Source organism: Arthrobacter sp. B3I9 (genome assembly GCF_030816935.1).
GTDB lineage: Bacteria > Actinomycetota > Actinomycetes > Actinomycetales > Micrococcaceae > Arthrobacter.
This window is the reverse complement of the sequence record NZ_JAUSYO010000001.1, coordinates 3,564,838-3,583,726: the sequence shown is the minus strand read 5'-3', so window position 1 is coordinate 3,583,726 and position 18,889 is coordinate 3,564,838. Positions and strand designations below refer to the sequence as shown.

21 protein-coding genes are annotated in these 18,889 nt (G+C 65.4%); 9 read left to right on the top strand and 12 right to left on the bottom strand.

Going from position 1 to position 18,889, the window contains the following annotated elements:
* Nucleotides 1-3 precede the first annotated feature (3 nt).
* The 5 genes from QFZ65_RS16545 to QFZ65_RS16525 form a co-directional block, all read right to left on the bottom strand.
* Nucleotides 4-1,974 (bottom strand): GAF domain-containing protein, encoded by a 1,971-nt coding sequence (locus QFZ65_RS16545; protein ID WP_306911848.1) that lies wholly within the window; start codon nucleotides 1,972-1,974, stop codon nucleotides 4-6.
* Between the two features lie 68 nt (nucleotides 1,975-2,042).
* Complete coding sequence (locus QFZ65_RS16540) at nucleotides 2,043-2,843, bottom strand: hypothetical protein (RefSeq protein WP_306911847.1); 801 nt, start codon at nucleotides 2,841-2,843, stop codon at nucleotides 2,043-2,045.
* On the bottom strand, nucleotides 2,840-3,388 hold the full coding sequence (locus QFZ65_RS16535) for an RNA polymerase sigma factor (RefSeq protein ID WP_306911846.1): 549 nt from the start codon (nucleotides 3,386-3,388) through the stop codon (nucleotides 2,840-2,842). The genes QFZ65_RS16540 and QFZ65_RS16535 overlap by 4 nt, the downstream gene beginning before the upstream one ends.
* A gap of 102 nt (nucleotides 3,389-3,490) precedes the next feature.
* The gene (locus QFZ65_RS16530; RefSeq protein ID WP_306911845.1) at nucleotides 3,491-4,240 is read right to left on the bottom strand and encodes a hypothetical protein; all 750 of its coding nucleotides are present in this window, start codon (nucleotides 4,238-4,240) and stop codon (nucleotides 3,491-3,493) included.
* 186 nt (nucleotides 4,241-4,426) lie between these two features.
* Entirely contained in the window at nucleotides 4,427-5,497 is a 1,071-nt protein-coding gene (locus QFZ65_RS16525; RefSeq protein ID WP_306911844.1) for a DUF1524 domain-containing protein, read from the bottom strand.
* A 200-nt stretch (nucleotides 5,498-5,697) separates the two neighbouring features.
* Between QFZ65_RS16525 and QFZ65_RS16520 the strand changes: the two genes are divergently transcribed.
* A complete protein-coding gene (locus tag QFZ65_RS16520) occupies nucleotides 5,698-5,937 on the top strand; it encodes a DUF805 domain-containing protein (protein ID WP_306911843.1) in 240 nt (79 codons plus the stop codon).
* A gap of 41 nt (nucleotides 5,938-5,978) precedes the next feature.
* On the opposite strand, the gene QFZ65_RS16515 is transcribed toward QFZ65_RS16520, so the two are convergent.
* The 3 genes from QFZ65_RS16515 to QFZ65_RS16505 all read right to left on the bottom strand — a co-directional run bounded on the left by QFZ65_RS16515 (nucleotide 5,979) and on the right by QFZ65_RS16505 (nucleotide 8,733).
* On the bottom strand, nucleotides 5,979-7,211 hold the full coding sequence (locus tag QFZ65_RS16515; RefSeq protein ID WP_306911842.1) for an MFS transporter: 1,233 nt from the start codon (nucleotides 7,209-7,211) through the stop codon (nucleotides 5,979-5,981).
* A gap of 219 nt (nucleotides 7,212-7,430) precedes the next feature.
* Nucleotides 7,431-7,883, bottom strand: a complete 453-nt coding sequence (locus QFZ65_RS16510) for an SRPBCC domain-containing protein (protein ID WP_306911841.1) — start codon at nucleotides 7,881-7,883, stop codon at nucleotides 7,431-7,433.
* Nucleotides 7,884-7,992: 109 nt separating this feature from the next.
* On the bottom strand, nucleotides 7,993-8,733 hold the full coding sequence (locus QFZ65_RS16505) for a FadR/GntR family transcriptional regulator (protein WP_306911840.1): 741 nt from the start codon (nucleotides 8,731-8,733) through the stop codon (nucleotides 7,993-7,995).
* Nucleotides 8,734-8,830: 97 nt separating this feature from the next.
* On the opposite strand from QFZ65_RS16505, the gene QFZ65_RS16500 reads away from it, so the two are divergent.
* From QFZ65_RS16500 to QFZ65_RS16480, 5 genes are all read left to right on the top strand, one after another.
* Nucleotides 8,831-9,709, top strand: coding sequence for a carbon-nitrogen hydrolase family protein (locus QFZ65_RS16500; protein ID WP_306911839.1), 879 nt, complete (start codon nucleotides 8,831-8,833; stop codon nucleotides 9,707-9,709).
* A gap of 9 nt (nucleotides 9,710-9,718) precedes the next feature.
* The gene (locus QFZ65_RS16495; protein ID WP_306911838.1) at nucleotides 9,719-11,068 is read left to right on the top strand and encodes an APC family permease; all 1,350 of its coding nucleotides are present in this window, start codon (nucleotides 9,719-9,721) and stop codon (nucleotides 11,066-11,068) included.
* A gap of 19 nt (nucleotides 11,069-11,087) precedes the next feature.
* Nucleotides 11,088-11,867 carry a carbon-nitrogen hydrolase family protein gene (locus QFZ65_RS16490; protein ID WP_306911837.1) on the top strand — a complete coding sequence of 260 codons (780 nt, stop codon included), beginning with the start codon at nucleotides 11,088-11,090 and terminating at the stop codon, nucleotides 11,865-11,867.
* A gap of 160 nt (nucleotides 11,868-12,027) precedes the next feature.
* Nucleotides 12,028-13,527 carry an MFS transporter gene (locus tag QFZ65_RS16485; protein WP_306911836.1) on the top strand — a complete coding sequence of 500 codons (1,500 nt, stop codon included), beginning with the start codon at nucleotides 12,028-12,030 and terminating at the stop codon, nucleotides 13,525-13,527.
* A 166-nt stretch (nucleotides 13,528-13,693) separates the two neighbouring features.
* Nucleotides 13,694-14,059: a hypothetical protein gene (locus QFZ65_RS16480; RefSeq protein ID WP_306911835.1), complete on the top strand. Its 366-nt coding sequence runs from the start codon at nucleotides 13,694-13,696 to the stop codon at nucleotides 14,057-14,059.
* 92 nt (nucleotides 14,060-14,151) lie between these two features.
* Here QFZ65_RS16480 and QFZ65_RS16475 read toward each other — a convergent pair whose 3' ends face one another.
* On the bottom strand, nucleotides 14,152-14,904 hold the full coding sequence (locus QFZ65_RS16475; protein ID WP_306911834.1) for a metalloregulator ArsR/SmtB family transcription factor: 753 nt from the start codon (nucleotides 14,902-14,904) through the stop codon (nucleotides 14,152-14,154).
* Nucleotides 14,905-14,962: 58 nt separating this feature from the next.
* On the opposite strand from QFZ65_RS16475, the gene QFZ65_RS16470 reads away from it, so the two are divergent.
* Nucleotides 14,963-15,670 (top strand): LmeA family phospholipid-binding protein, encoded by a 708-nt coding sequence (locus tag QFZ65_RS16470; RefSeq protein WP_306911833.1) that lies wholly within the window; start codon nucleotides 14,963-14,965, stop codon nucleotides 15,668-15,670.
* Nucleotides 15,671-15,797: 127 nt separating this feature from the next.
* On the opposite strand, the gene QFZ65_RS16465 is transcribed toward QFZ65_RS16470, so the two are convergent.
* Nucleotides 15,798-16,151 (bottom strand): hypothetical protein, encoded by a 354-nt coding sequence (locus tag QFZ65_RS16465; protein ID WP_306911832.1) that lies wholly within the window; start codon nucleotides 16,149-16,151, stop codon nucleotides 15,798-15,800.
* A 324-nt stretch (nucleotides 16,152-16,475) separates the two neighbouring features.
* Between QFZ65_RS16465 and QFZ65_RS16460 the strand changes: the two genes are divergently transcribed.
* Both QFZ65_RS16460 and QFZ65_RS16455 read left to right on the top strand, forming a co-directional pair.
* On the top strand, nucleotides 16,476-17,291 hold the full coding sequence (locus tag QFZ65_RS16460; RefSeq protein ID WP_306912617.1) for an excalibur calcium-binding domain-containing protein: 816 nt from the start codon (nucleotides 16,476-16,478) through the stop codon (nucleotides 17,289-17,291).
* A 577-nt stretch (nucleotides 17,292-17,868) separates the two neighbouring features.
* On the top strand, nucleotides 17,869-18,144 hold the full coding sequence (locus tag QFZ65_RS16455; RefSeq protein ID WP_306911831.1) for a hypothetical protein: 276 nt from the start codon (nucleotides 17,869-17,871) through the stop codon (nucleotides 18,142-18,144).
* A 133-nt stretch (nucleotides 18,145-18,277) separates the two neighbouring features.
* Here QFZ65_RS16455 and QFZ65_RS16450 read toward each other — a convergent pair whose 3' ends face one another.
* Nucleotides 18,278-18,511 (bottom strand): hypothetical protein, encoded by a 234-nt coding sequence (locus tag QFZ65_RS16450; RefSeq protein ID WP_306911830.1) that lies wholly within the window; start codon nucleotides 18,509-18,511, stop codon nucleotides 18,278-18,280.
* 70 nt (nucleotides 18,512-18,581) lie between these two features.
* Nucleotides 18,582-18,884, bottom strand: a complete 303-nt coding sequence (locus tag QFZ65_RS16445) for a YciI-like protein (protein WP_306911829.1) — start codon at nucleotides 18,882-18,884, stop codon at nucleotides 18,582-18,584.
* Nucleotides 18,885-18,889: the final 5 nt, after the last annotated feature.

Here is an 18,889-nt window from a genome sequence, read left to right as displayed (position 1 = left end):
AGGTCAGGAACCGCCGGAGCTGACGCCGGCTGTCTTCATCCGCCATAGGCGCAGGGCCACTTGGACGTCCAGGGAACGGCTTCCCCGGCGCCACGAGGCACCGATCAGGGCGTCGATCCGGTCCAGCCGTTGCCTCAGCGTATTGGAGTGGATGTGGAGGGAGTCGGCCGTTTCCTGGGCGGCGCCACCATTTTCGTGGAACGTCCAGGCTGTGAGGACCAGCTGTGTTCCCCGCCGCTCGTCGTAGCTCAGAAGCGGGCCCAGTTGGCCGGTCAGCAGCTGTCCGGCGAAGGGGCTGTCCATTGCGCCGAGCAGCATCCCTGCGGTACCCAGGGCGGCTCTGTCCGCTGCCTCGCCGTTGCGCGAGAGGGCCTGCAAGGCGCGGAGGACGGCGTGGGCTTCGGTGTGGGCAGCGGAAAGACGGGCAAAGCCGGTGACTGGTTCTGATGAGCCGACAGTGGCGGTGATGCGGCGTCGTTTGAGCTCGTCGATGATGGACTGGCCGGTGCGGCCGGCACCGCTGGCCTCATTCCCGCGTCCCTCGTGCCGTTCCACGGGCTCGATGATGCACAGGTGCGATTCGTGCAGGGCGATGATTCCCGGGGCCCCCTCGGACCGGTGCCTCAGCACGGACAGCGCCCGTTGGCGCTGGTCGTCGCTGACCCCAACCACGCGCACCACGAGCTGAAGGTGGTTGGCCAGGCCGAATTGCCCGGCCCTGCGGCTGAGGGCCGCCGCGTGCTCCGCACGGGGGCTGAGCAGGTCGTCGATAAGTTCCAGCTGCAGCCGGTATTGGGCGTCCTGGAAGGTGCGTTCCAGCAGCAGCGACACGCTGAGCACCACGGCGCTGCGTTCCAGTACCGCGAGCCGGGCCGGGCTGAGTTGCTCGGCGATGATGAGGGAGGCGAGGTGCTGGTCGCCCGCGACGGCGGACATCACGGTGTACTTTTTGCCCTTGAGTTCGAAGGGCACGGCCGTCCGTTTTGCTACCGACTCCTCGGCCGCGCTCAAGGCCGGGAAGCTGCCGAAGTCTCCGGCTGAGGCGAGCCCCGCCAACGGTTCACCCATGGGAGAGACCAGAGAGACAGGAGTGTCCAGGGACTCGGCCAGCAGGTTGAGCAGGTAGGGGAGGCTCCCGGTTGAGGCAAGGGTTTCCATGAGCCGGCGGTCCACGGTCGAGAGCTCCTCGAGGGCCCGTACGTTCGCCAGGTTCTGCTGCTGCGCCTGGTCAAGCCGCGTGAGGGCGCTGGCCATTTCGCTGAAGTGGCGGGCGTTCTCCAGCGCGACGGCGGCGTGGGTGCCGATGGATTCCATCAAGGCAATGTCGTCACTGCTGAACACGTGCGGATGCCTGTCGGCGACCAGGAGCGCTCCGATGACTTTCCCTTCCGCGCGAAGGGGAACACCCATGATGGCCCGGACTCCCTCGGCTGCTACGGCAGTGTCGCTGGACTCCAGGTGTGATTTGGACTCGTCCATCAGGTAGTCCGCGCTCTGCGACGGTGCTTCGCCGGTCGCGACGGCGCCGAGCACGCCTTCGCCGAGGGGCATGCGGATGTTGCGGAAGAGGGCGGTGGTTGCGCCGTCTGTCACCCGGACGTAGGACTCACCGGTGTCATAGTCGTTCAGGCTCAGGTACGCGATGTCGCTGCCGATCAGCGACCGCGTGCGCCGGACGATGGCCTTGAGAACTGCTTCGACATCGCGGATGCCGGTCAGGTCGGTGGCGGTGTCGTAAAGGACGCGCAGCAGGCTTTCCCGGCGGCTCGCCTCCCACAACCGGGCGTTCAACCGGCGTGCCGCAGCCGCAGTCGGCTGGTCGATGGTCCCGGCTTCCAGCCAGGCGGAGAGAGTGGTCTCCAGCTCGGCCGCCGAAACACCCTGGTCCAGCATCGCCATGAGTTGCCCGGGGCCGTTGGCACCGCCTGACGGGCGTCCGCCGTCGTGAACGGCAGAACTGTCATCGGCAACCATGCACCTAATGCTAGTAGGTGGGCTGCGCGGCCGGAGCTTGCTGCGGGGGCGCCAGTTCCCGAGCTTCCTTACGGGCGGTCGTCCTGGGCGGGTTTAAATTTGGGCTGGTTGTTGTCCTGGCGGGGGGCGCCGTCGGAGGCTGCTTTGCCGGTGGCGTTGCCGTTGCGGGAAAGCTCCGCCCTGCCTGCCGGCGGTCCGCTGAGCCGTGACGGAGCATCCTTCCCATGGGAGGCGCCTCGCTCCGCCGCTCTTCCTGGAGCCGGAGGAACCGTCGAAGGAGCGGCGCCTTCCTGCGGCGCCTGTGATGGGCGCACCGGCGCCTCCGGCAGTTCCTGCCGATCCGGTGCGGAAGGCCCGGAGCCGGGAGCACCAACAGGCGACGGGGCAGCGGGAACAATGCCAACCGGCGTCGTAGCGACTGGGGAGGGAACGACGGCGGGTGCAGATTCCGGTGCCCCGGCGGGCGGGGCGGGTGCCGGCGTCGCCGGTGCGGGGTTGATGAAGGTGCTGATGATGTTCCTGATGGTTCCTTCGGCCTGGTGGCGCACCCCGTCATTCCCGGCTGCCGCTCCGCCGGCGATTCCGAGCGAAGCCGCCACAGCCAGCGAAGTGAAGACAGCGCGCTTCTTCCTCCGGTGTTTGCGGGGCTGGTCCTCCAACCGGGTTACGTCCGCCGGCCGGGTTTGGCCCAGCAACGCGGCGAGCTCGGCCGAAGGCCGTGGGACTTCCGTGACCCGAAGGCTTCTCATTTCCAGCAGCAGGTCGCGCAGCCCGGCGTCGTCGGGATAGCCGCCCTCGGCCAGCAGCGCGTCGACGCAGCGCTCGTCCGCGAGCCGGCGCTCTTCCTGGCTTCTGCCCGTATTGGTCATGACGCGCCTTCTCTCCACGGATGACGGAGTTTCCTGAGCCGGCACAGCGCGCGGCGTTGTAGTTGTTTGATGGCTCCGGGTGATTTGCCCATGATTTCCGCGGTTGTTTCCAGTGAGAGGTCCGCGACAATTCTGAGGGCCAGGACCTCCTGTTGGTCCTGCTGCAGCGTCCCGAGCAGAGCCTTCACCTCCGCCGTGCTTTCCGTCTCCATCACCTGGTCCTCGGCGGAAGCGGCGCAGCGGGGGTCTGTCTCGGGGTCGTAGTCGGTGGTTGGCAAGGCCTTGATGCGGCGGCGGTGTTCGTCCACATAGCGGGCGTGCGCGATGGAAAAGACGAGGGACTTGATCCCTTGCGCTCCGCCGTGCACGCGCCCGAGCTGCGGATACAAAGCCAGGAAGACCTCCTGCGTCATTCCCTCCGGATCCTCCACGTTCCGGGCGCGGAGGTAGCTCAGCACGGCTGGGGACAACTCCCGGTAGGCAGCGCAAAATTCGCCCTCGTCGGCCTGACTCGGCGATTCTGCTTCATCTTCTGTTTTCTGCATCCGTCCCCCTGCAGCAGATGCCCAGCCCAGGGCACCGTTGTGGGTGTACCGCCGGGCCGGGACGCGTAGATCGTCCCGGCCCGGCGGGCTCACGCTGATAGGTTACCGGCGGCCGTGGGACTGCTGGTGCGAGTTGCCGGCCTGGTGGCCTTCGTGGCCGTTGCTTGCAGGTGCTGCGCCCTGGCGCTGCTGTCCCTGCTGTGCCTGCTGGTCGCCCGAGCCGTCAGTCGCCGTCGCGGTGGACTCATTGTCCGCTTCCGGTGCCTGTGTCCGGGCAGGCGCCTGCGCAGGCTGTGCAGGCGCGACGTCCGCGCAGTAGGTGACGATGCTGCTTTCACCGCCGGCTGCCTTCACGAGGGTGGCGTACGCGGTGGACGTGGTGCTCAGGCCGCCATGGGCGAAGGCGTTACAGAGGCCAAAGGCGGCCGGGCCGGTAACGTCCGGTCCCACTGCGGCGTCCACCGGGGGAGCGGGCTCCTCAGACGCCGTGGGTTCGGGGGCCGGGGCTTCCGTCTCGGTTGGTGCCGGGGCGGGCTCCTCGGCGCCGGCGTCCTGCGAAGGTTCGCTTTCGTTTTCTGCAGGGTCCGTGGATTCGTTGTCCGCGGGCTCCGAAGGTTCGGTTTCGTTCTCTGCGGCGTCCGAAGATCCGGCGTCTACGGTGCCGGCTTGGGGAGCTTCGGTTTCCGTTGCTGTCGGGCTGGGCGCCGGCGACTCCGTCTCGGTGACCTGCGCCGTGGCGTCGTCAGCCGGCGTGACGGCGAAGGCGGCGACCCCAGTCCCACCTGCCACCAAAGCTCCTGCGGTGAGTACGGTTGCTGCCAGCTTGTTTCCGGAATAAGTAAAGAAAGACATGAGACCCTCCGTTGACGAATTTATGGTTGCGTTCAACTTGTGCGGTTTTTCCCCCGCACTCTCTGGATCGAAATCAGGGTCACGAAGGTTACGGGTTAGGCGAAACTTTTTTGGATCCGGGGGAGTGCGCAACCGGAACCAAGACGAAGTGAGGGGCCCTTCCTTTCGGAAGGACCCCTTGGTCTCCTACTCGCAGGCCACGCCGTCACGGTCGCGATCGAGCGAGAAACTGTAGCCGGGCTGACCGGCGTAGAGCGGCGCCGCGCCCGCATTCCGGACCGCAGTGCAGTTGGCGTAATACGGTGCGGGGGCCGGAGCAGGTGCGGGGGCAGGATCGGGCTCGGGCGCAGGGGCCGGCGCCGGTGCGGGCGTGGGCTCCGGTTCGGGCAGCGGCTCGGGCTGGTTGGTCGGCACCGACGTGTCGGGGCAGCTCCCCAGAATGTCCGCCATGCTGTCGTGTTCTGCCTGCGTCACCCAGAGGTTGTAGGTTGCCTTGACCGCGATCTGCCGGGCGACATAGTCACACCAGTAGCTCCGCTGCGGCGGCAACCAGGTGGCGGCGTCGCCGTCGCCCTTTTGCATGTTTGCCGGACCGTCAACCGCCAGGAGGTTGAGCGAATCGTTCGCGAATGCCGTCCGCTGCGCCGCGGTCAGCTGCTGGGCACCCTTCTGCCACGCGTCGCTGAGGGCAACAACGTGGTCGATCTGTACCGCGCTGCTCGTCTCGACGCCTCGCACGAACGCGATTGTCTTGGCGGTGTAGGGATCATGCAGGGTGCCGGCCGCCACCTGGCAGGGCACGCTGTTGGTGAAGGTGATCTGGACGAGGTCGCGCTGGAGGATGTCGTTGCGTGTGTCGCAGCCGTTCCTGTCCACGTCGGCCCAGGCCTGGCCGAATTGCTCACGCTCGTAACCGGTCTTGGGTGCACGGCCCTTGATGGACAGCGTTTCCAGGAGATCCACAGCCCGGCTGGCGAACGGCGGCTGGTACCCCCTGCGAGCAACAGGGCCGCTAGTGTCCCGCGTGTCGAGGGCCCGGAAGGGTGACACCGGGACCTGCACGCCGGGGGAGGAGCCCTCGGGCGTGCTCTCCGTAGCCGGCTGCACTTCCGTCCGGACACTTTCGGTCCGCGGAGTGGACGTTGCCGGCAACGAGCTGGCGGCTGCCGAGGCCGGGAGCGCCAGGCCCAGTTGCGCGGCAGCGGCGAGCATGGCCACAAGGATGATGAAGAACCTTCGCGGCGCGTTCTTATTCAAATTTGTCTTTCCCCCAATATGCACAATTTCCATCAGAGTACCTGAAGATTTTGTGCCTGACGGCTGTCCCCGCCCCCGTTGCGCTATCACCTTTGGTCGTTTCCAGCACCTGTTAGCGGCTAGAAGTGATAGCGCAACGGGAGTGCCCGGGCGCCATACTACGGGCGCCGTTCCCTGTAGCGGTTAAACGGTTCTTCAAGATGTACACAATCTTCTCCGGCAGGGCCAGCCGGAGTGAATGCTGGTGGTGGGCCCTAGTTTCCGCCGTGGTGGGCGTTCTCTTGAACATCATCGTCGGGGCGGGCTCCACTGCCACGACAAGCACCGGCCTCAGCAGCTCGCCGGGCCCGGGCGCCGCCTTCGGATTCATCCTGGTCGGCATTTGGAGCCTGGCCACCATCCCCCCTTGCGCTATCACTCCGGGTCGTTTCCAGCGCTGATAGCAGCCAGAGGTGATAGCGCAACGGGGATGGCGGTGTGGTTAGTGCGTGAGCACCGATTCCTTGAGCTCGGGCTCTGACGCGCGGCGCTCTTTGGGGCCCGCCGGGTAGGCGTGCTTCCGGCCGGCGAAGGTAATGACAAGAGCGACGACGACCGGCACGGCAGCCGCGACGGGGACCATGAGCGGGCCGGCGAGGACCAGGGCGGCGGAGCCGTAGAGCGCACCGACGGTGATGCCGAGCTGGATGGTCAGTACGGTGAGGCCGTTGGCGGCTTCCTTGTACTCGCGGCCGGCGCGGAGGATTGCGGACTGGTTGAAGATGCCGATCGCGCCGATTCCGGCGCCCCAGACGGCCATGAGCACCATGGCGACGGGAATGCTTCCGCCGAGCGGGAGGAGGAGCATCGCGACGGCGATTGCCGCCGTCGTGATCAGCAGCGAGCGGCGGGGCCGCGAGTCCACGGTGATGCCGGCGATCCAGATGCCGATGAGGCCCGCGCCGCCGAGGACCGTGAGGGAGAGGCTGATGGCGTAATCGGGCAGGCCCACTTCGCGGATGAACGGTGCGATATAGGTGAAGAGCGCAAAGTGGGCCAGGACCAGCAGCGGCCAGGCAATGGCCACGGATTTCACGCCGGGCTGGGCGATGGCCTTGCGCATTGAGGGACGGGCGGCGTCGGTAATCCGGTGGACCTTGGGCAGCAGCCAGAGGGCCAGGCCGGTGAGGAGCAGACCGAAGCCGGCGAGGAAGATGAATGATGCGCGCCAGCCGAGGAGCGCGCCCAGCGCCGTGCCCACGGGAGCGCCGATGGCCATGCCCAAGCTGTTGCCGCTGAAGACGATGGCGAGGGCCTTGCCCACCTTGTCGGCCGGGACCACGCGGGCGACGAATGGCGCCATGGTGGTCCAGAGCAGGCCGTGAGCCAGACCGCCGACCAGGCGTGCGCCCATGGCGGCGCTGAAGTTCGGCGCGATGCCGACGAGGACGTTGCTCAGGGCGAATGTGAGTACCAGCGAGACGAGCAGGGTTTTCCGCGGCACCTTGCCCAACAGCCGAGCAACCGGGATCACCGTGACGACGATGACGGCGGCATAGGCGGCGGCGAGGTAGCCCGCTACCGGCTCGGAAACGTTTAGGCCGGCGCTGATCTGGGGCAGCAGGCCTGACGGCAGGAGTTCCGTGGTGATGGCCGTGAAGGCGATGGTGGCAAGGACCAGCATCGCGGCGAGCGGGAACCGACGGGGCTCCGCCAGATGAGTTGCGGAAGACAAAGGGAGGTATCCATTCAAAGGAAGGCGCGGGAAGGGCTCTGCTGGCCCTGGCAGTTCCAACCCCGAAGTTACCTGATTTATTCGCGCTGCCGTATGAGGGGCTCCTCACAGGGCGTCCCGTTGCGCTATCACCTTTGGTCGTTTCCAGTGCCTGTTAGCAACCAGAAGTGATAGAGCAAAGGGAGAAACGTTAGCCGCACAGCACCGCTCCCGCCGCTTTCAATCGCGAGTACGCAATACTGCCTGCAATTTCTCGAACGATTCCGTCCATCCGGTGCGGTGCAGGGCCACCCGCTCTTCCGTCAGGAACGGTCCCTGCGAGAGCACTAGGCGTGTGGCTTCGCCGGTACTCCCGAGCGCGAGGTCGACGACAGTTTCCCGGTCGTCCGGTGTCTGTTCCTCCCAGCGGAAGGTGTACACCAGGCGCCACGGAGCATCGATCTCCAGGAACTCGCCTGAGAGGTGGAAGGGTTCGCCGTCCGTTGGCGCCATTTGGAATCTGTAGCGGCCGCCCTCTGAGAGATTCAGCTCGGCTGCAGGGATGGTGAAGCCGTGCGGACCCCACCACTTGACCAGTTCGGTCGAGTCCGTCAGCATCCTGAAGACCTCTTCTGGGGGAGCATCGAGCGTGCATTCCAGGTTCAGGACCAGCCCGCCAGTTTCCTCACTCATCCCTTAACTCTGGCATCCTACGAACGCCGGCGGAAGCGGGGCGGGCTGCTGTGGAGGTGGGCGTCTGTTGGTCAGGCGGACGTCAGCGCGTCCGCGCCGTCGCCCAGTCTCATGAACCCAGTCCCATGAACATGGTGTGGTGAAGGATGTCCACGTGCCGGCGGGCCAGCTCAACCGCTTCTTTGCTGTCACCGGCACGCAGGGCCGCTACCAGGGCAATGTGGTCACAGTTCGATTTGTGCAGCTGGTCAATCGGGTAGGGAATGAAGTAGTCATAAAGCTCGGCTAGCGTCTCATGGTAGACCTCGACGGCGGTGCCCAGCCCCGACGCTGTTCCCACCAGCTGATGGAACTGTTCGTCCGCCTGGTGGTAGTGGGACCCGTCCAGGGATGCCGCCATGTCGCGGGTCAGCCTGTCGAGTTCATCCAACTGTTCGGCCGTGGCCTTGACTGCGGCGTAATGAGTCACCGCGCACTCGAACAACAGCCGCCGGTCCACCAGCCGATTAACGGCCTGGGATTCAGCCGGTGAAGCCGAGAGTTCTGCGAGCACGCTCTGAGGCGGCGAATCCGCCACAAACGTCCCGCCCGCCCGGCCGCGCCGCCGGACCACCACGCCCTGCTCCGCCAGGCTCGCCAGCGCACGGCGGGCCGTGATCGCGCTGACCGAGAGGCCCAGGGCCACGTCCTCCTGGTCGGGCAGCCGCTCGCCCGGTTTCAGCAGTCCCAGGGAAATCGCCATCCCGATCCGCATCCGCACTGCGTCCATGGCGCTGCGGCGCTGCACTCCGGGCATCTTGCCGGCGCCGAGACGCGGAGGCTCGGCGGTGTCCTCCAGCTGATGGGTCATATCGGTAACTTTACGGCCCAAACCTGCCCTCTTCCCATAATTTGATCATTCTGATCTAATATAACCCGGATCACACCCCAACGCGGAGAAAAAACCCATGCAACGCAAGCTTCCCGTCGTCGCCGCCCAGGCCAGGCCGCGGCTCATCGGCCAGCCCGTCTCGGTGTTCGCGGACGAGGTTAAAACAGCCCTTGACGCACAGCCGCACAGCAAGCTGGTGGTTTTTCCGGAGCTGCATCTCTTCGGCGATGAAGACCCGGACCTGCAGCGCACCGAAATCCTCCAGGCCTCGGCCGAACCGCTGGACGGCCGGAGGGTCAAAGAGCTCCGACAGCTTGCCAAAGACCTCAACATCTGGCTGGTCCCGGGGAGCGTCTGCGAACGCGGCCCGGAGGGGCAGCTGTTCAACACCCAGCTGGTCCTGTCACCGGAGGGGGAGCTCGCCGGCTATTACCGGAAGATCTTCCCCTGGCGCCCGTTTGAGCCCTACGATCCCGGAGACCGGTTCACCACCGTGGATCTGCCCGGCATCGGACGGGTGGGCCTGAACATCTGCTATGACGCCTGGTACCCGGAGGTGTCCCGCCAGCTCGCCTGGATGGGCGCCGACGTGATCCTCAACGTCGTCAAAACCACCACCCCGGACCGCAGGCAGGAACTGATACTCGCCAAGGCCAACGCCATCGTCAATCAGGTCTTCATGGTCAGCGTCAACTGCGCAGGCCCCACCGGGAAGGGCCAGAGCATCATCGTGGACCCGGAGGGCAACACCCTCGCCGAGGCAGCCGACGACAGCCCGCAGCTGCTCACAGCGGAACTGGACCTTGCCGCCGTCGACCGTGTCCGTACCCACGGCACGGAGAACCTCAACCGCCCCTGGTCGCAGTTCCGCGAGGGGGAGGCCGCCGTCGAACTTTCCGTCTACCAAGGCCGGATCAATCCGGCCACTTGGACGCCGCCGTCCTACAAGCCGTAAGGAACCACCGTGACAACAACCCTCACGCGCACGCTGAAACTGCCCTCGCTGGTCCTGTTCGGCCTGGCGTACCTGACCCCGCTGATCGTCCTGGGGATCTTCGGAATCATCGCCGAAACCACCGGCGGCGCATCGCCCGCCGCCTATCTGGTGGCGCTGGTCGCCATGCTGTTCACCGCGCACAGCTACGGCCGGATGTCCATCGCCTACCCCGTGGCCGGCTCCGCCTACACCTACGTGCGCCGGTCCATCGATCCCCGGGTGGGCTTTCTGGTGGGCTGGGCCATCCTGCTGGACTACCTCTTCCTGCCCATGGTCATCTGGCTGATCGGCGGCTCGTACCTGAGCGCGCAGTTCCCCGGCATCCCCATCGGGCTCTGGATCGTGGGCTTCATCATCATCACCACGCTGCTGAACATCCTGGGCATCAAGGTGGCGGACAAAGCCAACTACGTGCTGATGGCGTTCCAGCTGCTGGTCATCGTGTTCTTCGTGGCCCTGTCGATCGGCAACGTGGTCTCCACGTCCGGCGCCGGGGGACTGGTTAGCAGCCAGCCGTTCGTCAATGACACCGCCAGCTTCGCCACCATTTCCGCCGGCGCGGCCATCGCGGCGTACTCGTTCCTGGGGTTCGACGCCGTCACCACCCTCACCGAGGAGACCATCGAACCGCGCAAGACCATGCCGCGGGCCATCATGCTCATCGCCTTGATCGGCGGCGGTATCTTCGTGGCTGTGTCCTACGTGACCCAGCTGGTCCACCCCGGTGGGGTGTTCGAGGACTCGGCATCGGCGGCCAGCTCCATCGCCCTGCAGATCGGCGGGCAGCTGTTCGGCGCGGTGTTCCTGGCCGGCCTGGTGGTGGCTCAGTTCGCCTCCGGCCTCGCCGCCCAGGCCAGCGCCTCACGCCTGATGTACGCCATGGGCCGCGACTCCGTCCTGCCCAAGGCGGTCTTCGGCAACCTCAGCGAGAAGTTCCACACCCCGGTGGTGAACCTAATCATCACGGGCATCATCGGGTTGATCGCCATCTTCCTGGACGTGGCAACGTCGACATCGTTCATCAACTTTGGCGCCTTCACCGCCTTCACGCTGGTGAATGCTTCGGTGGTGTTCCACTACGTGCGCCAGCGCCGGGCCGGGCACCAGCTGAACCCTGTGTCCTACGTCGTGGTCCCGGTGGTCGGGGCCGTCATCTGCGCCTACCTGCTCTCCCAGCTGGACAGCAACGCCATTACGCTGGGAGTGTCCTGGCTGGTGCTGGGCGTGGTGGTCCTCGCCCTGATTACCCGCGGTTTCAGGGTTGCCCCGCCGGAGATGACGGTTACGGAAAAGGCGACGGTCGAGGCCGCCGTCTGAGCCGAGGAAGGGAACAACCGTGAAAATAGCACTCGGGCAATTGGCCTCGGGCACGGACATCAAGGCGAACCTTGCAGCAATCGACCGGTTCACGGCGGAAGCCGCCCGCGACGGCGCCGCGCTGATCGCCTTTCCGGAGTACGCCACGTACGAAAAAAAGATTGTGGATGCGTCGTTCCCCGCGGTGGCCGAGCCGTTGGACGGCTTCATCTGCCAGGAACTTGCGGGCACCGCGCGTCGCCACGGCATAGCGCTGGTGGCAGGGGTGCTGGAAACCTCCGGTAAGCCGGGCAAGGCCTACAACACCCTTGTGGCTTTCGGGCCGGAGGGCAGCCTGCTCGCCTCCTACCGGAAGATCCACCTCTTTGATGCGCAGGGGTTTGGCGAGTCGACGTTCATTGAAGCGGGCCCGTCCACCGCCCCGGTGGTGTTCGAGGCCGGGGGAGCACGCCTGGGCCTTATGACCTGCTACGACCTGCGGTTCCCGGAGCTGGCGAGGTCCCTTGCCGACGCCGGCGCCCAGGTCCTGCTGGTTTGCTCATCATGGGTGCCGGGAAGTCACAAGACCGAGCAGTGGCGCACCCTTATTGGCGCTCGCGCCATCGAGAACGGCCTCTATGTAGCCGGCGTCTGCCAGGCGCCGCCGGTCTCCGTGGGGTGCAGCATGCTCGTCGATCCCATGGGGGTCGTGGAAGCGGATCTGGGCCTTGCACCTGGGGTGCGAACCCTGGACCTCTCGCTGGAGGCTGTGGCCAGTGTCCGGAAGTCCTTCCCGGTGCTCCAGCAGCGGCGACTGTAGCGAGCTCGGCAGATCCACGGGTTGCCTCTGTCTTCACACGGAGAAGCCGCCTTTCATTGATGCACCAAGACCGCGGTGCGAAAATGGTCGGAGTACCGTGATGCCAAGCCGAGATGGCGCCATTTGGGGATGACGCGCGACCTCCCGTGGAGGAAAGAAGATGCAGCCCCCGAAAATTCGCCGCCTCCGTGTCTCGGACGTCAATGTCGTCCACCATCCCACCCTGAGGAAAGCGCTGGGCGGCACGATCGTCGGCAACACCATGGAGTGGTACGACGTCGGTGTGTTCGGCTACCTGATCACCACCATGGGTCCGGTGTTTCTGCCCGAGGCGGACAAAGCCGTGCAAAACCTGTTCCTGCTGGGAACCTTCGGCGCCACGTTTATTGCCCGTCCCCTGGGCGGCATGTTCTTCGGCTGGCTGGGGGACAAGATCGGCCGGCAGAAGGTGCTGGCCATGACCCTGATGCTGATGGCGGCGGCGACCTTCGCCGTCGGGCTGCTTCCCGGCTACGCTGTGCTCGGCATCTGGGCGGCGGTGCTCCTTGTGGTCACGAAGCTGGTGCAGGGCTTTTCCACCGGCGGCGAGTACTCGGGGGCCACCACGTTTGTCTGTGAGCATTCTCCGGACAAACGCCGCGGCTTCTTCGCCAGCTTCCTGGACATGGGAAGCTACCTCGGTTTCGCCCTGGGCGCGGCGCTGGTCTCGGTACTTCAATTGACTCTGGGGCAGGACCAGATGGAGGCGTGGGGTTGGCGCCTTCCGTTCCTGGTCGCCGGTCCGCTCGGCATCGTGGCCATTTACTTCCGGCTGAAGATCGAGGAATCACCAGTGTTCCAGGCGACCCTGGAGGCGGAAGAGGAAGCGGCCCGGCATCCGGAGACAGGAGCGGTGCTCGGTGCCATCGGTCCCGCAGGAATTTTCAGGGCCTACTGGCGCAGGATCGTATTGGCCATGATCCTGGTTGCGGCTGCCAACACGGTGGGCTATGCCCTGACTTCGTACATGCCCACGTATCTGACCAGCAACAAGGGATACGACGAAATTCACGGAACGCTGCTGACCATCCCGGTCCTGGTGGTCATGTCATTGTGCATCCCGCTGACCGGGCATCTCTCGGATCGTATCGGGCGCCGCCCCGTGCTCTGGATCGGCGCCGTCAGCACCGTTGTGCTCTCCATCCCGGCGTTCGTGCTGATCTCGATCGGAACTGTCCCTGCCACGCTCCTGGGCCTCGCCTTGGTTGCCTTCCCGGTGACGTTCTACGTGGCCAATCTTGCGTCGGCGCTTCCGGCACTGTTCCCCACGGCCCACCGCTACGGGGCCATGGGTATCGCCTACAACTTCGCTGTCGCCATCTTCGGCGGCACCACTCCGTTCATCATTGCCTCCCTCATCCAGGTGACCGGCAACGACATGATGCCGGCCTACTACCTGATGGCCACGTCGGCGATCGCTGCAGTCACCATCTATTTCCTGCCGGAATCGGCCGGCCGGCACCTGCCAGGGTCAATGCCCAGCGTCGATTCGGAGGAAGCGGCCCGCGAGCTGGTGGCGACGCAGGACGCAAACCCGTTGCTGGACATGGACACGTTGCCGTTCGACAGCAGCTATGAAGCGGCGCGTGCGTCGCATGTGGGGAGGACACCGGGAAGTTGAATTGCAGGAAGTACGACGTCCTAGTCGTCGCCCTCACGGGTGCGTAAAATCCAAATTGTCCCTACTGGAACCAACCGCGCTGGCGTTGCTGGGACGTGACGGCCGGGACAACAGCGGTCAGCCAAAGGACACCGATGGGCCTGATCGCAGATATCAGGAGTACCTGATGAAAACGGTTCAAAGCGTCGCAACCGGCGCAGCACTAACTGCCGCTCTCGTCGGCGGCGGCCTATATCTCGCAATGGCCGTTCCGGACGGCGCAGCGACCTCCACAATGGTGTCTGCTTCACAGCAGAAGGGCAGCCACCAGGCCAACGGCATCACCGAGCAGCTGCTGACGGGTGACACCGCCGCCCGGGTGGAAACGGCGGCGAAGGCAGCCAACCCCGGGGCGACAGTCGTCCGCGTCGAGACCGACGCAGAGGGGGCTGCGTACGAGGCCCATATCCGGAAGGCCGACGGGACTTCGGCGACGGTGAAACTGGACGCCTCGTTCAACGTCACGCGGACCGAAATGGGCAAGCAACGCTAGCGGGCCGTCCACGTTCCGGAAAGGAAGGTGGACGGCCCTGGTCAGAGTAGTTCACTACGACGGCGGCACCGGGATTGCGCCTGCGGGGCGCCTCACGTGTACATCAGGGAGCCGGGAGTGGTCAGAAGCTCACCGGTTTCCAGCCAGGTCTTCAGGCCGGAGAGGATCATCGGCCAGCCGCCATAGAGCTGTTCGTTGGCGCCCTCGCGGAGGTCGCTGTGGGTGACGGTGAGGCGGCAGGAATCGCCCACGGGTTCGATGTCCCAGGTGACCTTCGAGGTTCCCTCCGCCTTGACGTCCTCGCCCCACAGGGCGCGCATGGTCTGGACAAGCCGGCGCGGTGGGTCCACCTCCAGGTTTTCGCCCTCGCCCAGCGGCGCGCCTGCCTTGACGTTGTTCATGACGAAGCGGCCACCCGGCGTCCAGTCAGATTCGATCGTGTTCCCGAACTGGTACTTGCTGCGGATCCCGCTGTCCGTGATTGCCTCCCAGAGCCGCTCCGGGGTGGTCTTGATATAGATTTCGAAGATCTTTTCCATGGGACTTTCCAATCTGGTTTTGAGGTCGCTGAGGCTAGCGGCCCATGGTTCGGCATATTTGCTCACCCACCGGTCGTGGACCAGCCGGATGGGCACCGGATTCAGGAAGTGGAGTTTCTCGCGCCCCCGACGGCGGGTTACTACAAGGCCCGCTTCCTCCAGAATCCTGAGGTGCTTCATCACGCCGTAGCGGGTCATCTCGAAGCGGGCTTCCAGGGCGTTGAGGGTCTGCCCGTCGTTCCTGAAGAGCTCATCCAGGAGATCGCGGCGGGTGGCGTCGGCCAGAGCCTTAAACACATCGTCCACAGATCCAGAATAGGTGACTAATTGGTCACATGTCTAGGCGAACCGTCAGACTGTCCTAATGAAGTGGACGCGCGTAAGGGACTGGCTGATCGGTGCTGCGGGGATGGTTCTTGTCCTGGTGGTGATCGCCGCGTTCCTCTGGTGGGCGGTGAGCTCCCCGGCAGGCGGGGGCGAGGCAGGGCCCGTGCCCTCGCCGCCGGTGGGAGCCGACCGGCCGCCGGCTGCTCAGCCTCCCGCCGGCCTGCGCGAGGACCAAGTGTGGCTCGGCGACCTTGCCCTGGACGCTGGGACGGTGGTGACCGCCGGCTCGACACTTCGGGACGTTCGGGCCGTCGGGCAGGACGTGGTCACCAGCCCGGACGGAGTGGTCGCCGGACGGCTCGCCGTGGACGCGACCGTGCCGTTCGACGTCGTCGCCCGCAAGGTCGGTAATGGGAGCGAGGTCCGTTCCGCCGACGGCGGCCAGGCCACCGTGGTTCGCACCGTCACGGTCCTGGGCCGCGAACTGCGCGTCACCGCCACCGGCACAGTGGAAGCCAAAGCCGGCAAGCTCGTTGTCGAACCACGTTCGATCGACTTTGGCGGCCCGGACTTCCTCTCCGACGCCACCGCCGCCGTCGTGCGCAGGCTCGTGACCATCGAGTACGACATCGAGGGCTTGCCCAAGGGCCTCGTGCTGCACGACGTCGCCGTTCACGGCGACGGCTTCCGCGTCAACCTCCGGGGCGAGAACATCAAGCTCGTACAAAGCGGCAACGGGCAGTAGCAAAACCGGCCCGGCCCCATACTCCCGAGGCTTATGCCCCATTTATAGGCGGCACCCTGGCGCCGGAACAAACAGAGGAACCCCGCAGTGCTGGGCACGGCGGGGTTCCTCGCTGGTTGGATGCCGGTTACTCGGAACCAGATTTCTGTTCCCGATCGCGGAGGTTCTTCTTAATCTCGTCGAACTTTTCCTTGATGACCCGTTCCGCCTCGGAGAGGGTCTTCCCGGCACTGCTCAGGGGGTCCATCGGAAGGTAGACGTTGTGGCCGACAGGCAAGTCGTACTCGTCCTTCAGATGCGTGCCTCCGCCCACTCCCTGAAGAGACAGGTAGACCATGGCCTCCGTCCGGGCAACGCCGGCGATAGTTCCGAAGACGATTGTGAAGTCGTTAGATTCAAAACTCACAGTTTGACCGATATGGCTGCGGTCCAGGTCACCGGCCGGCACCGGCCTCTCGGACGGACTTCCGCTGTAGCTCATGAACTTCTCCTAATGGTCGAGGGACATGTACCACCGCAGTCTATCTAGGGGGTCAATGAAGGCCCGGCGGTTCCGCTTTGGGGTGAAGCAACTTGGCTTCGGGGCATGCGGCTGTTCCCTTCTTGGTGATGGTCCGCGAAGCTCGAACGGAACGGACGGGGCGTTTCGGCAGGGCGATGGTTCAGCGGTATGGACGCCGGGTGTTATCGTGACGGAACCGCACAATGCGTGACATCTTCCATGGGGGAAATAATGTTTGATAGTTCCAGTGTTATCGCGCGCCTAAAACAGCGCTCTAAGTCTTTTTGGATCGTTGCAGCATTGGTGCTGCTCCTGGTCATCCTCTTTGCAGCTTCCGCCGGGTTTGCCGGCGTCCTCATCATTCTGGGAATCGTGGCCCTCTTCACGGGGCTGTATGCCTTGGTCTTCAAGCGTCGGTCGTGGGTTGGACTTCCGCACCGGAAGTCCGCTGGCGTGGTGGCAGCGGCCGGCGTAGTGGTCTGCATGGTCGGCGGGGGTGTAGCCGGCGCTACCGCCACGCCCGCCCCCGTCGCCGATAAGTCTGCCCTGGTCGCCTCGCCCAAGCCGTCGCCCAGTGGCACGCCCAGTGCCACGCCGACTGCCACGAGCCCGGCCAACTCGCCCTGCACCACCTCAGGTGAGAGCCAGAAGTACAACGACAAGCTGTTCATCTGCACCATGGACAGCAGTGAGCGCTTGGTCTGGCTGAACGAAACGGAGTCCAAGAAGGTAGTGGCTCAGAAAGCTGCGGCCGACAAGGCGGCTGCCGACAAAGTGGCTGGGGACAAGGTTGCTGCCGACAAGCTGGCTGCGGACAAAGCGGCCGCCGACAAAGCTGTGGCGGACAAGGTTGCTGCCGACAAGCTCGCCGCCGAGCAGGCAGCCGCAGCCGCAGCTGCCAAGGCCGCGCCGGCCCCGTTCGTCGCTCCGGCGCCTGCACCCTATGTTGCACCGGCACCTGCCCCTGCACCGGCCCCGTACGTACCGCCCGCGCCTGCGGCCGCGTACTACGCGAACTGCTCCGCCGTAAGAGCAGCCGGAGCCGCGCCCATCCGCGCAGGCCAGCCCGGCTACAGCCGCTCACTCGACCGTGACGGCGACGGTGTAGCCTGCGAATAGCAGCCCACAATAAGAACCCCCGCTAGCCATTGCTTGCGGGGGTTTCTTGTTGCTCCGAGGAAACGCCCACGGCCGGCCATCCACCTGCCCGTTGCGCTATCACGTTTGGTCGTTCTCAGTGCCTCAGAGCAGCTATAGGTGATAGCGCAACGGGGGTGTTCGACGGTCGTCAGTCCTGCAGCACCCAGGCGGCGCTGTTCGGCTGCAGCCAGCCGTCCTCGCCCAACGGCGCGACGCTGAGCAGCGCCGTTCCGGATGGCAGCGCGACCGGTTCGGTTCCCATTGCGACGGCGACGAAGAAGTGCTTGTGCGTTCGCAGATTGAAGGCATATAGCGCTGGACTTTCCCTGCCCCGCTCTGGTCGGCCGCCCTTGCATAAACGTGAGCCTTCCCACCTTATTCTGAGTAGCTCGCAATAAGCCTGTAAAGTTAGATGCAGGCCACCGTAGCCCTTGAGTACCGCACCGGTGAAGACACCCGGGCCAGCGGGGGCAAGCGACACAACGCGCAACCGCCCTCCTGCTTGAGCGGCACAAGAACCTGTACGTCTTTCATCCCGGAACCCCACGGAGAACCCATGACTTTACTGACCGGACGCCCCGCAACCTCCTCATCCACCACCCAGGCCACTACCGGGACCGGTGTCGCTGACACCGCAGTGCGCGGCGGCAGCTACGTGACCCTCCCCGCCGGCAGCGTCCCCTCCGGCGTCGAGGGCAGCTATGTCACCGTCGCTGGCGCTCGAAACCTGCCCCCCGTCACGCGTGGCAGCTATGTCACAGTAGACGGCACTCCCGTTGTAGCCGCCAGCGTCATCGAGGGCAGCTACGTAACGCTTCCACCGGCCGCCTAGGGTCCAGCCCCATACGGCGATAGCACCACCGCCGGGCGCAAGCCGGGCGTAAAAGGAGGCCGACGGCGACACTGGGTGTCGTCATCGGCCTCCTTTTCCGTGCCATCGGACGTTTGGACAGGGTTCGACGGGCTCAACCACGGAGTTTCAGCGCAAACAGCCACAGCAGCACGTCCTCGCCCGGCGCGAACCAGTCCCGTTCCGGCGCGCGGCGGAAGCCCAACGACCGGTACAGGTTGTGGGCGCGCTCCATGAACGTGGCGCTGGTCATGCGGATCGCCTCGGCACCGGGCAGCTGCCGGGAGTGTTCCACGATCTCCCTGCCCACGGGCGGGCCAACGCCGCCGCCCTGGTGCGCTGGATCCACCGCAACTTTAGCTTTTCCGGGATTCGCCGAAAGGCGGCATCATGGTGTCGGGAGGCGCGCCTGATTGGGCTTAGGGGCGAACGGGTGAGGCCGCTTCGTTTCCGAGCACCGTCGTCCAGGGGCTGGCGGTCCACTCCGTCACGACGCCGTTGATGACGTAGGGATCGGCGGCTGCAAAAGCTTTCGCGGCCTCGAGCGCGTTTTCGCCGGTGAAGATCAGCAAGCCCTTGAAGGGGCCTTCTCCAACTGCGCCGCCCAGCAGAAGCTCGCCGCGTTCGACTGATTCCCACCCCGCCCGAAGGTGGTCTGCGCGGTATTGTTCGCGGCTTTCAAGGTAGTTGTCTGCGTAGGTGTATTCGAGGACGGCGTGCATGCCTG